The organism is Pseudomonas corrugata (genome assembly GCF_050920615.1).
In the GTDB taxonomy this organism is placed as follows: domain Bacteria; phylum Pseudomonadota; class Gammaproteobacteria; order Pseudomonadales; family Pseudomonadaceae; genus Aquipseudomonas; species Aquipseudomonas corrugata.
In genome coordinates this window covers 1,926,098-1,942,374 of the sequence record NZ_CP130434.1, presented here as the reverse complement: position 1 = coordinate 1,942,374, position 16,277 = coordinate 1,926,098, and the positions used below count along the sequence as shown (strand labels likewise).

6 protein-coding genes are annotated in these 16,277 nt (G+C 59.9%); 1 reads left to right on the top strand and 5 read right to left on the bottom strand.

Annotation, left to right across the window (positions count from 1 at the left end; all coding sequences use genetic code 11):
• Positions 1-159: 159 nt before the first annotated feature.
• On the top strand, positions 160-891 hold the full coding sequence (locus tag QZH45_RS08810; RefSeq protein WP_055135964.1) for a DUF899 domain-containing protein: 732 nt from the start codon (positions 160-162) through the stop codon (positions 889-891).
• Between the two features lie 112 nt (positions 892-1,003).
• Here QZH45_RS08810 and QZH45_RS08805 read toward each other — a convergent pair whose 3' ends face one another.
• The 5 genes from QZH45_RS08805 to QZH45_RS08785 form a co-directional block, all read right to left on the bottom strand.
• The gene (locus tag QZH45_RS08805) at positions 1,004-1,564 is read right to left on the bottom strand and encodes a hypothetical protein (RefSeq protein WP_055135963.1); all 561 of its coding nucleotides are present in this window, start codon (positions 1,562-1,564) and stop codon (positions 1,004-1,006) included.
• A 139-nt stretch (positions 1,565-1,703) separates the two neighbouring features.
• On the bottom strand, positions 1,704-1,967 hold the full coding sequence (locus QZH45_RS08800; protein ID WP_055135962.1) for a MafI family immunity protein: 264 nt from the start codon (positions 1,965-1,967) through the stop codon (positions 1,704-1,706).
• Positions 1,968-2,267: 300 nt separating this feature from the next.
• Complete coding sequence (locus QZH45_RS08795; protein ID WP_055135961.1) at positions 2,268-2,852, bottom strand: hypothetical protein; 585 nt, start codon at positions 2,850-2,852, stop codon at positions 2,268-2,270.
• Positions 2,849-14,146 (bottom strand): hemagglutinin repeat-containing protein, encoded by an 11,298-nt coding sequence (locus QZH45_RS08790; RefSeq protein ID WP_432783658.1) that lies wholly within the window; start codon positions 14,144-14,146, stop codon positions 2,849-2,851. The genes QZH45_RS08795 and QZH45_RS08790 overlap by 4 nt, the downstream gene beginning before the upstream one ends.
• 23 nt (positions 14,147-14,169) lie before the next feature.
• Complete coding sequence (locus QZH45_RS08785; protein ID WP_069018493.1) at positions 14,170-15,876, bottom strand: ShlB/FhaC/HecB family hemolysin secretion/activation protein; 1,707 nt, start codon at positions 15,874-15,876, stop codon at positions 14,170-14,172.
• Positions 15,877-16,277: the final 401 nt, after the last annotated feature.

The following is a 16,277-nucleotide window of genomic DNA, read 5'->3' as shown; positions in this document are numbered from 1 at the left end:
AAAGAGTGAGATGTCTACTCAAGTTGTGACCGAGGCGCCACGCCACCGTTCAGCCAGGCTTCCAGGCGGACCGTCTCGACAACCGACCAACGGTCTGTCGAATTCATCCAGGGCCAGACGACCACTGGTTGAAACGCCCTGCCTCCAGGAGAAATCACCATGAATGTAGAGAATCATCCAGTCGTCTCGCGGGAAGAATGGCTCAAGGCCCGTCAACAACACCTGACCCACGAAAAAGCCTTCACCCGCGAACGGGACAAACTCAGCGCCGAACGCCGCGCCCTGCCCTGGGTCAAGATCGACAAGCCCTACCGCTTCCAGGGGCCTGACGGCGAACTCAGCCTGGCCGACCTGTTCGGCGGCCGCAGCCAACTGATCGTCTATCACTTCATGTTCGGCCCCGGCTGGACAGAAGGCTGCCAAGGCTGCTCCTTCCTCTCCGACCACATCGACGGCGCCAACCAACACCTGGCCCACCACGACGTCGCCGTAGTAGCCGTCTCCCGCGCGCCGTTCGCCGAATTCCAGCCATTCAAACGCCGCATGGGCTGGGCCTTCGACTGGGTCTCCTCAAACGGTTGCGACTTCAACTACGACTTCGGCGTCAGCTTCAAAGCCGAAGACACCGCCGCCGGTAAAGCCACCTACAACTACGAAAAAACCGACACCGCCGAAGGCGAACTCCCCGGCTTGAGCGTCTTCTATCGCAACGAAGCCGGCGAAATCTTTCACACCTACTCCACCTACGCGCGAGGTCTGGACATGCTGGTCGGGACCTACCACTACCTTGACTTGACGCCGAAGGGGCGTAATGAGGACGAGATCATGGATTGGGTGCGGCATCATGATAAGTACGAGGATGCGAAGCCTCATAGTTGCTGCCACGGTTGATGCGAAGACTCATCTAACCTCAGTCGAGCAAAGCCCCCTGTGACGAGGGGGCTTGCTCCTGCTCGACCGAACAGCAGACGCGCGGTCACCCGTTTCGCATTGGCTAACCAGATCAGAGGCTAGGTGCGCTCGTAACAAGAATGCGCTGCTGAGGCTGTGTGGTGTCATAGACATGCAGTTCACAGCCCTGACCCACAAACTGAAACTCCGCCAGATAAACCTTACCTTTCTCCGGCGTGAACGTGGTGTTGATCGGACCACAGCGGTAGCCACGGTTGATACTCTCACCACTGGCGTAACCCGATACTTCGAATGGCTGATCGGGGTCCGCTTGTACTTCCAACTGAGGGAAGTGCTTCAAGATCGCGCTGTGAGTCGCTTCGTTAAGCTTGGCGATCCAGCCAAACACTTTGCCGCGACCGGAATCCACCACCGTTCCCTGCACATCCAGGCGCTGGTCAGGATCCATTGCGCGCCTGATCGAAAACTCTACCGGGACGACGTTACCGGTCGCTTTCATGATGACCTTGGCGTGCTGGGCGTCGGCGGTCACTTTGTTTTGCTGGAGTTGGATGCCGTTGTTGAGCAGGGTTGGGGAAGAATCTCGGACGTTGGATTTGCAGCCTGGTAACGTCAGGACAAGGGACAGCAACAGCAGCGTGGTTTTCTTCATAAATGCTCCAAGCACATCGTTAACTTCCAATCTTTATCAACAGGCCAAAATCGATATTTAGACACCTCAGGGACAGTCCACAATGAAAAGGCGAACCGATTTTCAGCCAACTTAATCATGGCCTGTCCCTGACGAACTGTTAGTTTTCAAGCTTCGTCAACGCCCGCAGATACTTAAAAGGAGCTTTTTCAATATCAAACCCCATGACTGAGGCCAACAACCGAATTTCCCTTAGCTCATCAGCAGATAAGACAACATCATATTCGCAAATATGCTCACAGAGAATTTCCAAAGCTAATTTTTCCTCATTATATTTTATATAATCTAACGCCCCCTCCAGAAAAACAGCTTCCAAACGACCTTCAAATTTAGCGCCTAAATCCAATATCTGTCGAGAGTACATATCAGCCTACTTTATCGGTTTGGAATCCCCAGAACCCCAAAGATAGAAAAAGGTAGAAGAAGGGGACAGACCACGTTTTCTAGCTATAAAACTGGGTAATTCCCCGGTCGCCGTAAGCATCCAGCCAAACTCGACGCCCGATCATAAATGCGATTTATGCAGCAAATTATTAACTACCAAGACCTAATTACCCCAGATGGAAGACCGAACTTGAAAACTTGGTCTGCCCCCGCTTCTCAAAAATAGCTGACTTTAATCCAAACAATCGTGACCCACCCTAATAAGGATGCACCTTCTCGCTTATACAAACCGAAGTTTCCAATAGTCATTTCCCGCCACCACCCAATACCGCTCGCTAGCCGGAATCAAAAAGCTAAAATCAAAGCATTCAGCGATCCAGTCTGGATAAGCCAGACTTTCATGAACACGCGCGTCATCCATGTGCATAAAAATTTTTCTGTCAAAATTTATGTAGAACCTAGGAAATCTGGAATGAATTATATTGGCACGCTTAAACAAATCTTGGGTCAAACCTTCACCGGTTAAAAAATAATATTCAATCTTTTCAAAAACCTCGAAATCCGCGCCTATAAAATCACTTAAATCACTTGGAGATAAAATCTTTCCACTTGAATTTTTCAAATACTGTGGAAAATTTTCCGCCGTCATTTTCAGAATGCCACCTCTGAAACTTCTGCAAGACTGCTCATATTGCTCTTTGGTTATTTCGCCATCTTCAAGGTAGGCGCGATAGTCTTTCTCTGCATCAAGAGAAAAATTGTACTTCTCATCCACAACCCAATAACACTTTCCGGAGTGCACAAAAAAGCAGACACTTTTCTCCCCTCCCCAAAGATCCTCAAACACTGATTGACTCACCGTCATTGCTTAAACTCCTTGAAAAATTCCTCTTGTGTATAAACACGAGCGTTACTCGAGTGTTTTTCGAGTAACGACTCCCACATTTTTGGCAGCTCAAGGGAGTAACCGGGCTGGCCTTTGTCTACCCTCTTCGGCGCATCAGGATCTTTCGGAATACCAACAACGGGCCGCTGAGGGATTACCCGGTCCATAATTTCCTTGTGAAGAGCCGCATCAACGTCGAAGACCACTACAGAACCATCAGGCCGTCTGTTCGTCAAATAGTAAATGGAATGGTCAGCATTACCTACGCTCACACAAAGTTGGCCCGTGCACCCAGGATTGATGCTGATGGTTCCATCATCATTTGCACTGATGCGGTATTGGCTGGTTTGTGTTCCGGACCCACCTCCCTCAACCCTGAAGTAGGGAACTGTTTCTGAAGAGCCTCCTTTTGCCCCACTTGTAAGGGTACCGGTTTCTTTTACCGCTCCCCCAACTCCCGCCCCTTTCACCCCCCCGGCGACCCCCGAACCTACAACGTTCAGAGCCCCCATCACAATATTGCCAGCGGCCGCCCACGCATCTCCTTGATAGGCCTGTACCCCCCCATACGCGATCTGAAGCGCCCCACTTTCGGCAGCGAGCAGACGGATGCTCGCGCCCAGGCTGCCGCTCATCAGGTACAGCGCCGGGGTCCCTACATCGGCAAGCGCTTGGTAATCCTGATTGATACGCAGAGTGCCGAGTGAATCAAGATAAAGCTGCTCGTTTTGGCTTAATGGGCGCCCCATCTGATCGATGATTCCGCCTGGGTACAGCCTATCCAATGAAGCCTGCTTATCCGCACCGTAGCTGGCATAGGCGACGGTATCGCTTTGTTTTAATGGCCCGCTCCGAGTCATCGCGTTGATTTTTGCTTGTGCCGCTTCTGGGCCATAAGCATTTATCAGTGCGTAGGTGTACTCCTGCAGGTAGGCGTTGAGCTGTGCCTTGTCAGCATCGGACATCGTGTCGCTGTGCAGACGATAACGTTCCAGCAATGCGTTGGAAATCTGATCCAACCTATCCAGCTCGACCAGTTTCTTGGCAACCGAGACGCGAGTATCGCCGCTCAACCTCTGCTGCCTTAGTTTGTCCAGTAACGTCTGATCAGCGGGACTCAGGAAGTTGTTCTCTACCGCATTCTTCCCGATCTGAGCAGATGCCACGGCAGACAGAGCATCCTTGCCTGTAACTGCTCCACCAATACCCCCGGCTAATGTGGCTAACGCAGAAATGGTTTGTTTCTGCTCTTGCGTCAGCTCTTCGTCGCTCACTCCGGCATAGAGCTCGTTCCGGATCAGGCGTGCGGTCACCTCGGCAGCAACAGCCCCCGTTGCGCCCGCTAAAGCCGAGTTACCGCCAGCTCTGGCGATCACAGCCCCCAAAACCGCATGGGCCATTAAGTTGGCTGTTGCATCCCCCTCGGTCATGTCCTTGACCGCTTGCGCCAGATAAGGCGCAGCTGCGCCCCCTATAGCACCGCCAATACTTCCACCCACCAGTCCTTGAACGATGGCTGTGACTGCCTGGCTGGCTTTTTGGAAACTACTGCCAACGCCATAATCACTTTGAGCCTGCTTGAAGATTTGATCATCACTTGGGTTAACGACGCCGTTATCGAGCAACTTTTGCCGTGCGGCTTTGAATGTCTCACTATTGGAATTCTTAGCTTCCTCGATCTTCGCCGCAGCAATTGCGTCCCCTACGCCCTTAACCAACTCCACCGAGCTCTTCACCAACTCGATGCGGTCATTCATAGCCTTTTCATCAGGCTTATCGAGCGTCTCATTGGCATTCGCCGTATCGCGGTTCAACCCGACAACATCCTTCGCACCTTCCGGATTGCGAACGATGATCGTGCCTTCGCTCACGGCACTACGCGTGTGGCTCTTATCCGACTCACTGAGGGAGATCCCGTACAGCCCCCCCACCGAAGCTGAAGCGCCGGCGCCGCTATAGCTGCCCGAGATGCTGGCTCCTGCGGATTGGGCGTGGATTTCGCTGACGTTCTTGATATCGGTGGCGATGAGCCGGTCGGTGATCAGCGTGTTCTTGTCGGCCGAAGCATCGCTGGCGATCACACCGCCTTCGAGGGTGGTGGTCTTGCCGACATCGACCGTGTAGCCGCCCGTGCCGGCGAAGAGACCGGTCTGATCCGTAACCGCTTTGTATTCACTGTTCATGTTGCCCGCGGCCACGTTTGCCGAGGCCGCGACAGGTGTGCCGTAGCAGAACGGTGGGATGCAGATGCTGGCGCCGAAACCGCCGCTGCTTTGTTTGCTCTTCTGGTCCTGGGTGTCCTGACGGGAGACGATGTTGAGGTTGCCGTCGACCAGCGCCTTGATTTCGTCGGCATGGACCTGAGCCCCTGCCAACGTTGTGTCGGCACCACTGCGCAGCAACAGCGAACCGGTGTTCACCGTGCTGTTGACCTGGGTGACGGAGCTGCCGTTGCCCATACCTTTTGCGAGCTGGGCGCCCAGGTCCAGGGTGAAGCCGTTTTGCTGGCCGATGTTGAAGCTGGCACCAATGGCGGTTTTGTTGTTGCTGTTGTGGTTGGACCAATTGGCGGTGTTTTGCGCGCTCTCCAGGATGATGTTGTTACTGGCAAGCAATGACGTGTTGCCCGCCTTGATGCTGCTGCCGATAACGTGGAGATCACCCTCGTCTTCCGCCGCATTGCCATTGGCGATGATGGATAAGGTGCTGCCCGCGTTGAGGGTGCTTTGCTTGGCCGTTTGGCTGGCGTAATCGCTGGTGCTTTTGCTATGGGTGCTGGCGAGTTCCGTGCCGATCTTGATCAGCGAACCGTTGCTCGCAGTGCCGCCCTGTTTATCGGCGAAACCGGTTTTCTGAGCATTCGCGTCTTCCGCCATACCGCCGAGGTTGTAGGCCGCCAAGGCTGCCTGGGCGAGTTTCACCGCTTTGAGGCGAGGATCATCCGTATCCTTCGCGGCCTCGACGGAAGAGCGAATGGTGTTGACCGTATCGATGATCGCACCACCGACGACACGACCCACCGCCAGGCTGTTGGCCTTGTCGACGGTGCTTTGCGTCGCCGTTTCCATGCCCGCTGCGATGGTGACATTCGAGCCACGCAGGCTCATGTCTTTGGTGCTGACCAGGTCACTGGCGATGACGTTGAGGTCGCCACCCGCCACGAGGCTGACGTTACCTTTGCTGGAACCTATGGTGCTGCCGGTCAAAGTGGTTTGTGACGCCGTGCCGTTGTGTTTCTGATTACTGATCGACAGGTGCTGGTTGCCGGTGATGTCATCGAGGCCCAGGTTGTTACCCGTTAATACACCCGTCAGGTCGCGATTTTTTTCCTTGTGCATTTGGGTGCGGGAAAAGGTGTTTTCTGCCGCGTCAATGGTCAGGTCACGTCCCGCACGTACCGTGAGGTCGTCGGTACTGACCAAGGCCGAGCCGGTGACGGTGGCATCGCGTTTGGCGACGACAGCGATGGTGTCGCCGGAGATCATGCTGCCGACGGCGGTGGTCTGGGTTTCGGCCAACTGATCCTTGACCTTGCTCGACTTCAAGCCACCCCAGCTACTTTTGCTTTTCTTACGCTCATGGCGGGCGCTGTTGGAGTCGGTAACGGCGAGGATTTGCACGTCGTTGCCCGCCCCCAGACCGACACTGCCTTTTTCGGAAGTGACGTTGCTGCCTTTGATCAGCAGATCGTTGCCGGCGCTCAGCACGTTGTTGCCACCGGACGTCACCGAACTGGCTACGTTGGTAACGGAGCTGGTCTCATCCAGCCGGAACTTCTTCCCGGAAGACGACTTCTTGGTCTTGCTATAGAAGCTGTAATCCGAATCCTCGGCCGATTGCAGCACCAGGTTCGCGCCCGCCACCAGATAGGCTTCATCCCCAGCATTGACCTTGCTGGCAATCAACCCCAAATCCTTCCCGGCACTGAGCATCACATTCCCACCCGCCGTCACGCTGGTGGACACCTGACTCACATGGTCTTCCTGAGCCGTAACCTTCTTGGTCTTCCCATACGAATGCTGCTCATCCGCCGCCGACGCCAACGTCAGATCACCCACCGCGCTCATGCTGATATCGCGCTTGGCATCGATCTGGCTCGCAACCGCCGTCAGATCACGCCCTGCCTTCGCCGTCAGGTCGCGACCGATGTCCAGGCTGGAGCCGTATTGCTTGATGTCTTCATCACGATGCAGACCGCGGGTCCCACTGGCGACGCGTTCGGCCGAGGTGAGGTTGACGTCGCGGGTGGCGCTCAGGGTGGTATCGGCGCCGCTCTTCAGCACCCCGCCGACGTTGTTGATGTCGCGTCCGGCGTTGAGGGTCAGGTTGTTGGCGGCTTCGATGCGGGCGGCGCTGTCGATGAAGTCGGTGCGCTCGCTGCGATAGCCACTGTCGCTTTCGTGGGTGGTGACGGTGCGTTCGTTGATCACGTCGCCGCGGGTAGCGGTAAGGCTGACGTCGCGTCCGGCGATGATGCCGCCGGCCTTGTTGACGAGGTTGTTGTCCGCCAGCAGGTCGACGCGGTTGCCGGCTTCCACCAGGCCGCTGTTGACCAGGTCATTGGTGGCTTTGGCCGACAGGTTGCTGCTGGCGCGCAGAGTGCCAGCGCTGTTCAGGTCCTTGCCGGCGATCAGGGTCACGTCGCTGCCCTGGATCAACGCGCCGTTGGCCGCGAGACGGTTGTTGGCGTTGGCCAGATACAGCACCGGCACCAGGACCTGTTCGCCGTTGACCTCGGCGTTTTCCATCCAGACGATGTCGTGGGTCAGGGCCGCGACTTGTTCGGAGGTGAGGCTCACGCCGATGGACAGGTTGAGTTCCTGTTTGCTGGCGATGGCGTTGTTCATCAGGTACTTGAACATGTCCTCGTTGGAGGTCTGGCCGTCGATGAAGCGTTGGCCGGTGCGGGCGACCACGGCTTGCTGGATCAGCGTCTGCTCATACAAGCCGTCGCCCAGGCGCTTGGCGCTCTGGTCCGGGTCGTAGCCGAGGTTCTGGAGCAGGTAGTCCGAACTCATGAAGCGCTTGAGGTCGGTGAGCACCGGGTTGGTTTCGATCAGGTATTTGTGCGGGTTGGCCGCCACGGTGTTGATGGGCAGGCCCTGGACGCGGTTGAGCGTGAAGTCGGCGCTACGACCGGGCAAGGTGCCTGTCACGGTAGTGCTGGTGTCGAAGGTGCTCGCCTGGCCAGTGGGCGGTGTCTGCTGACTCTGGGCCGGCGTCAGGCTTACGGTGCCCAGGGTCCAGCTTTGTGGACCGCTGCTGGCCGGAGCGCTGCCATCCTGCCCGCTCAGGCGGAACAAGCCATTTTGGCCGGAGGGCAGGCTGAAACCGGGCAAGGCGACCGGATTGACTTGCTGTTGCGCCAGGTTGGGGGGCAGTTGCTGGTTGAGGGTGATGCGGGTCGAGTATTGGCTGCCTGCCGCCGCCGTACTGGTGCGTGGGCCGCTACCAATGTAGCTGTAGCCCGGGCGTACGACGTTGTTGTCGATGTTGTTCTGGGTCGAGATGTTGACCGCACCGCCGGCCTGGATCACGGCCGCGTAGCTTTGGTCGCCGCCGGCGAGTTGGGTGGTCTTGCGAAATTGCCCAAGCTCCGTTTCGGTCATGCCGATGAAACTGGCGATGCCTCCCTCGAGGCCGCCCAGGTTATTGGCGTTGTAACCTGCGCTTTCGAACCAGTACTGGTTGTTGAAGTTGCTCGCCGCGCTATACCAGCCACCTGCATTTCGGGTCCGTTCGGACATGTAAGTCCGCGAGGTTTCGGTTTCACCCGTTTCGACGCCGCTGTTGGTCAGGTTGGCCAGTGACGCGGTCAAGTTGCCGCCGCTGGCAATGGTGCTGCTCTGGTTCAGCAGATCGCCGCCACGCAGGGTCAGGTTGCTGCCAGCGGTGATGCTGGAGGCGGCGCTGGCGGCGGTGACTTCGGTTTTCTCCCGCTGCAGGATTTCCCAGACGTGGTTCTGTTTACCGCTGCAGTCCCCGGCGTTGTAGCCCTCGATGCAGGTGGCTTCGTCGATTCTGGCGGCGTAGATCCCAGCATTGCCGACGGTCAGCAAGGTGCGGATATTCTGGATCGTGCTGGCCGCCAGGCTCATGCTGCCGTCGCTTTGAATCGAGCCGGACCGGTTGAGGATGCTGCTCGCCAGGGCGCCCTGGCCGTTGCGGTCAACGGTAAGGTTGCCCAAGCTGTAAATATTGGCGTCGAGGTTGTTCAGCGTGTCGACCCGCAGGCCCATGTCGGCGCCGCTGAAGATCAACCCTTGATTGTTCACCAGCAACCCCGTCGTGACGGTCAGCCCCTGACCGCTGCCCAACGTCCCGAAATTGTTCACTCCAGCGGCGTTGACCACCAGGTTGGCGGCGGAGGTCAGCCGGCCGGCGTTATCCAGTTGTCCGCTGACGTTGACGGTGGTGTTGCCACCGCCGGCGATGCTGGAGCTGACGCTGTTCAGGCTCACTTGCGCGGCGCCAAGCCCCAGGGTGCCCTGGCTGCTCAGGCGACCAGCGCCCCAGTAGGCACCGCTCAGGCCGATGTTCATGCTGCCGTTACTGGCAAGCAGGCCTTCGTTGAACCAGTTGACGCCGCTGCCGGTAAAGCTGTCGGAGGCCAACAGTTGGCCACTGGCGGTCTGGGTGAAGTTGTTGACGTTGACGTTCAGGCGCCCGGCCTGGATGACATCGCTGTTGCGCCATGTGTCGATGTTGATGGTCAGGCCACCACGGGTAACGAGCGTGCCGCCGGCGCCGATGACGTTCGCGCTGGAAATGTCGAACAGCCCTGTGCCCACGTGTAGCAGGCTGCCACCGGTGTTGAGGAAGCTGGCGGCGCCAAGCGTCAGATCGCTGTTGGCGGTTTCCAAGATGCCGTTGCGGTTGTCGAACAGCCCGCCGATCTGGAAGTTGGTCTTGCCCCCGACCCCCAACGCCCGCAACTGCCCCGTCTGGTTATCCAGGCTCGCCGCCTTGATCGCCAGGGTGCTGTCACTCTCGATGATGCCCAACCGGTTGTTCAACGCCCCGGTCAGATCCAGATCGATCTGGCTACCGGCAATCTGCCCGTCGTTGTCGCCGCTGTTGTCGAAATCGTTGGCGGTGACGCTGATCTTTCCCTTGGCATACAACCCGCCGTTGCGGTTGTCGAAGTTGCGCGTGGTGACGCTGGCGTCGCCGGTCTGCGCCGAGAGGCGCCCGCCGTAGTTGTCGAGGCCGCCCAGGGCGATCAGGTTCAGGCGCTGGGCCTGGGTAATACCGCCCTGACGGTTGTTGTTGAGGTCGTAGCCGTTTTTCAGTACGCCGCTCAGTTGGGTGGTGAGTAACCCCTGCAGGCTGGCGAGCACGCCGCCGCGGTTGTCCAGGTTGCGGGCGACGACCATCAGGTCGCCGGCCTTGGCCTGAAGGCGACCGCTCTGGTTGTCGAGGTCGTTGGCGACGGTCAGGGTCATGGCGCCCTGGCTCTGCACGGTGCCCTTGCCATTGGTGAGGCTGGCAGCGTCGATCTGCACGCCGCCGTTCTGGCTGTAGATCAGGCCATCGGCGTCGTTCTGCACGGTGCCGGTGCTGGTCAGGATGAGTTGGTCATTGGCGGCGACGGTGCCGCGGTTGCGGTTGTCCAGGCCGGCGGTGAGCAGGGTCAGCAGGCCCTGGCTGGCGATCTGGCCGCCCTGGTTGGTGATCTGCGTGGCGCGGTCGACCCGCAGCGGGCCGACGCTGGCGAGTTTGCCGTTGGTGTTGGTCAGGGCGCCGAGCAGGTCGAGGGTCACGGCGGCGTTGCCGATCAGCTGGCCGCCGGTGTTGTCCAGGGTGGTGCCGGTGACGCTCAGAGCATTCTGGGCGTTGACGGTGCCGCCGGCGTTGCCGAGGGTCATGGCGTTGATGACCAGGGCGTTACCGCTGTCGATCAGGCCGCCCTGGGCGTTGTTGAGCACACCGCCCGTGACGGTCAGGGTCTGGTCGCCACCGCTGGAGAGGATGCCACCGCCGTTGTCCAGGCTGGCGGCGCTGACGGTCAGTTGTTTCTTGCCGACCAGTGCGCCGGCGTTGCCGTTGAGCAGCGCGCCGCTGAGGGTGGCGCTGAGGTCTTCGTCGCGGCTCGACAGGGTGCCGCTGTTGCGGTTGTCCAGGCTTGCAGCGGTCAGGCCCAGGCCCTTGAAGCCGGACAGCAAACCGCCTTGGTTGATGACGTCGCGGGCGCCCACAGTCAGCACGCCGTTGCTGATGAGTTGGCCGGCGCTGTTGTCCAGGTCGCGGGTGTTCAGGTCCAGGCTCTGGCTGCTGGAGATTTCGCCGTTCTGGTTGTTCAGGTCCCGCAGGTGCTTGAGGCTGAGGGTGCCGGCGGTGGTGATCAGGCCCGCGCTGTTGTTGAGGTCGCCGGTGGTGGCGCCGAAGTCGACGGCGATGGCACTGCCGAGCAACGAGCCTTGCTGGTTGTTCAGGCCGCTGGTGGTGACGGTCAAGGCATCGGTGGCGCTGATCAGCCCGTTGCCCTGGTTGTTCAACTGGCCGCTGAGGGCCAGGTCGAGGTTGGCGCGGCTGGTCAGGGTGCCGCCGTTGTTGTTCAGGCTTGCGGCTTCGACGTCCAGTGCCGCGGCGGCGATCAGGCCCTTGAGGTTGGTCAGGGCGTTATCGACGCGCAGGGTCAGGGCCTGGTTGCTCAGCAGTTTGCCGCTGTCGTTGTCCAGGCTTTGCGCGGCCAGGGTGAACGCCTGGGCGCTGGAGATCTCGCCGCCGTCGTTGTTGACGCTCTTAAGGTGCTTGAGCATCAGCAGCGGTGCGTTGATCAGGCCGCCCTGGTTGTTGAGCTGGCCCTGGTTGAGGTCCAGGGTCAGGGCGGTGTTGCTGAAGAGTTGGCCGCCCTGCTGGTCAAGACCGGTGACGCTGGCGGTGAGTGCGCCGTTGCTGGCGATGCGGCCACCGTCCTGGTTGGTCAGTTTCTGCGTGCTCAGGTCGAGGCTGGTAGCGCTGCTCAGGCGGCCGGACTGGCTGTTGTCGAACGCGCCGGTCTCGACCAGCACGCCTTGCTTGCCGCTGATGGTGCCACTATTGCGGTTGTCGAGGCTGGCGCTTTTGACCGTGAGGCCGGCGTCGGTGACGATCTCGCCGCCCTGGTTGAGCAAGGCATTGTCGAGCTTGAGTCCCAGGGCGCCGGCACTGGAGACGCTGCCCAGGGTGTTGGTGAGGCTGCCGGCATTCGCGATCAGGGTACCTTCGCTGCTGATCAGGCCAGCGACGTTGCTCAGGGCGTTGTCGAGGCGAATATCCAGGCCTTGGCGGGCGACGAGGCTGCCGCCGCTGTTGTCCAGGCTTTGTCCGGTGACGGTGCTGGTGCCGGTGCTGAACAGAAGGCCCTTGGTCTGGTTGATGATTTCCGCGACTTTCAGACCCAGGTCGGTGCCGGCCAGGACCTTGCCGTTGTCGCTGTTGTCCAGGCGCAGACCGTCGATGTCGATCCCCAGCGAACTGGAAATCTCCCCGCCACGGTTGTCCACGGCGTCGACGTTGAGGGTCAGCGCGCCTGTCGCGCCGACCAGGCCGCCGTTGCGGTTATCCAGGCCCTGGCCGTTGACGGTCAACGGGCCCTGGGCAACCAGCTCGCCGCCCTGGTTGGTCAGTTCGGCGACGTTTGCGCTGAGGTCGCTCTTGCTGGAGATGCGCCCGCCAGTGTTATCGACTTCGCTGGTTTCCAGGTGCACCGGGCCCACCGCAGTGAGCAGGCCAGCCGCGTTATTCAGTTGCGCGCCATCCACCCGCAGCCCGGCCTGACTGCTCAGCAGGCCTTGTTGGCTATTGTCCAGGGCCTCGACAGTCAGTTGCATGTCTTGGGCGGACTGGATCTGGCCGGCGTGGTTGTTCAACTGCCCGACAGTGGCCGTGAGGTGACCATCGCTGCTGACGACGCCCTGGGTGTTGAGCAGGGTGTCGGCGGTGACGGTCAGCGTTTTGCTGCTCAGTACCCGGCCCGTGTTCTGGTTGTCCAGGGTTCCGGCTTCTACAGTCGAGGCCTGTCCGGCGCTCAAGGTCCCGCCCTGGTTGTTCAGGGTCTGCGTGACGTGGGTCGTCAGGTTGCGGCTGGCGATCACGCTCTTGCCGCTGTTGTTGAGATTCTGCGCGGTGAGGCTGACATCGCCTGTGACGTTACGGGTGATGTCGGCATTGACCCCGGCTTCGATGACGCCGTTGTTGGTCAACTGCCCGCCGCTGCTCAAGCTGATCTGGTCGCGGGCGGCAATGCTCTGCTGCACGTCCAGCGCGCCGCTGGTGTGCACGTTGACGCTGGCAGCGTAGACCGCGCCTTGCACGTCGGCGCTGGCGGCCTTGACGTTGACCGCGCCGGTGGCCGAGGTGTCGGCCAGGCTCAGATGACCGTTGGCGTCGAGCTGGATGCCTCCACCGCTGGCGATCATCTTGCCGTCCAGCTTCACGCCGACACCGGCCTCGGTGCCCACCAACTTGATCGCCCCGGCATACATGCCTCCCAGGGCCGAGGAGTCGATGGCGAGTTGCGGTTTGGTGCTGCCGTCGTCAGCGCGGGCGGTGGCATCGAGGCTGGTGGCGTCGACGTCGTTGCGGCCGGTGACGATGGTCAGGTTCCTGGCCTGGATCTCGGCGTTGATCTTGGCGCTGCGAGTGATGATTTCGAAGCGGTCGACGTTGGTCGCGTTGAGGCCCGCGCCTTCGACGGTGATGCTGCCCTGGTCGACCTGGTAGCGCGTCAACTGGCCGTTTTCCACCACCGGTTTGCCGGTGGTCAAAGTTGCCTGGGGGGTGTTGATGAAACCGCAGCCGTTGCAGGTAATCCCGTAGGGGTTGGCGACGATGACGTGGGCCGACTGCCCCGCCACTTCGGTGTAGCCGCGCAACTGGCTCGGGCTGCCGCCGTTGACTTCGTTGAGGATGGTGGTGGCGGCCGCGCCGTTGAGGTTCGGGTTGCCGAGGACGATCCCGCCCAGTTGAGTGGACTGGGTCCGCGACGTGGCGTTGTTGAGGATCACGCCGTTGCTGCCGACGTTGTAGTCCTTGAACTGGTTATGGGACAGGCCGCTGCCGTTGGGCTTGGCGATGTTGACGATGGGCACGCCGTTGCCCGCCTGGCCGAGGCTGGTGCCCGACCCACTGACGACAATGCCGCCCGCCTGGGCCCACATCGGCTGCCAGAACATGACGTTGGCCAGCAGGAATGCCAGGCCGCGCTTGGGCATGCCGCAGAACCGTTCGCGGTTTTGCAGGGCAGCAGAAGGTTGGCGGGCCAGCAAGGCGTATTGGCGGTCGTCCATGATCAGGTCTCGTTGCAACAGAATTAAATGGATAGATCAACGCGGAAATAGATCGGCGCTTCACGCTCGGTCAGCGCATCCGGGCGTTCCAGGGAGTGGGCGAAGGTGACGCTGGTGGTGAGGTGCTGCCCACGGGCGAACAGCTCCAGCGAGTTGCTCGACATGCGCCCGTGCTGATCGCCGTTGTAGCGGGTCCCGCTGATCACGCCCTGGTCATACCCCAGGCTGGTGCCGTATTCGGCGAACACCGGGCGCAGCCATTCCAGGGTCACCGGGCGGCTCCAGCGCAGGTCGTTGCGCCAGTAGCCACCGTTGTCACCGGCCAACGATTGGTCCTTGTAGCCACGAATCGAGGACTCCCCGCCCAAGCTCAGGCGCTGCGGGCTGAACAGCACGTCTTCGCTGTACTGGCCGGTCATCAAGCTGCTGAAGCTGAAAGACTCGTCCCACAGTTTGAACGGTTGCAGATAGCTGACCGTGGCGGTGTATTTGCGATAGCGGGCGTCAGCCTGGCCGGGTGCCGGGTCGTGGTTGGCCTGGGCATCGAAGGCGCCGATGCCTTGCTGCATGCCCAAGTCCAGGTTGACGAAGGCACTGCCGACTCGACGGCCGTGGTTGATACCGAACTGCGCTTCGCTCAGGCGATTGCTGCTGAGGGCCAGTTTGCTGTCTTCGATGAAGTTGTTGCTGCGCAAGTACGCCAGCCCGGTGTTGAGGGAGGTCTTGCTCAGGGCGTCGCGGTAGATCACTCGCTCGATCCGCAGCTGATGGTTCTGGCTGTCGCCGGTCTGCTTGAAGTTGAAACCGTTGGCCGCGATCTGCGAGCGGTACTCGCTCTGGCTGTAGGTGTAGCTGACGTTCCACCAGCCAAACGGCAGGTTGTAATAGAGCATGGCGTTGCGCGAGGTGTGCTGGTGATCGCTCATCGCGTCATGACCGCCGCGCAACATCAGTTGGTCGGCCAGGCCCAGTGGACTGTCCCACTCGAAGCGGGTGCCCCACTGCTGCTCGCCGGTGCTGCGCTGGCCGTCGTTGCTCCGGGACAGCCCGGCGCGCCAAGGCTTCTGCGGGGTATTTTTGACCAGCACTTCGCTGCCGCCGACGTTCTGGCCGGGGGTCAGTTCCATCTGCGCCTGATTCGATGGCAGGCGATTGAGCTGGTCGACCATCTGCTCGATTTCCCGCAGGTTGACCAGATCGCCGGTCTTGCCGGGAAACGCCATGGCCAATTCACGCGCCGACAGCTGGCTGTTTTCGGCGCCTTTCAAGCCTTCGAGCCGGCCCTCGACCACCAGCACCTGCAGGTGACCAGCGGACAGGTCCTGCTGCGGCAAGTAGGCACGGCTGGTGACCAGGCCTTTCTCGATGTAGTGGTCAGTGATGACCTTGAGCAGTTCATTGAGCTGGGGCACGCCCAGGCATTGGCCGATGTAGGGCTTGAGCAGCCGCTCGCGCTCACGGGCCGAAAGGCTGTCGGCGCCCTTGAGTTCGATGGTCTTGATGGGGAAGCAACGGGTATCGACTGGCGCGGCCGGCCGGGTCGGTTTCGCCTCCTGGCCGGGCAGGTCCTTGAGCTCTTCCAGACGACGACGCTGCTCTTCGAGCAAACGGTTCTGGCGCTCGCGGATCAGGTCGGTTTCACCGGGGGTGGGGGCGGCGTGAGCCAGGGTAAGCGGAGACAGGCACAGCAAAACCAGGCACAACCTCGCCCAAAGGGCGGGTGAGGACATGTTCGATCCCTCGATATAAGTGACATCAAAATAGTGGCGCGATACTAGTTAGCCATCATATTGACGTCAATTAAATATTCGAGTTTTTAGGCTACTGGCTGGAACCCTTGATCTGAAATCAGATGCCTCCTATTCAGTGGCCAATAGTCGCGACCGGACAGACAACGTGGCCACTGTCCCCATAAAAAAACCGGACCCAGCGTCTAATACCAGTCAGTTAAGGATCAAACGGCGCAAAACCTGTGGGAGCAAAGCTTGCTCGCGATAACGACAGCCCCGTCAACATTGCTGCTGGCTGACTTACCGCAATCGCGAGCAAGCTTTGCTCCCACAGGTTTGTGGCTTAACTGAGTGGCATTAGACCCTGCGTCCGGTTTTTTTCGAAGCGCGCGGTGCCCGCT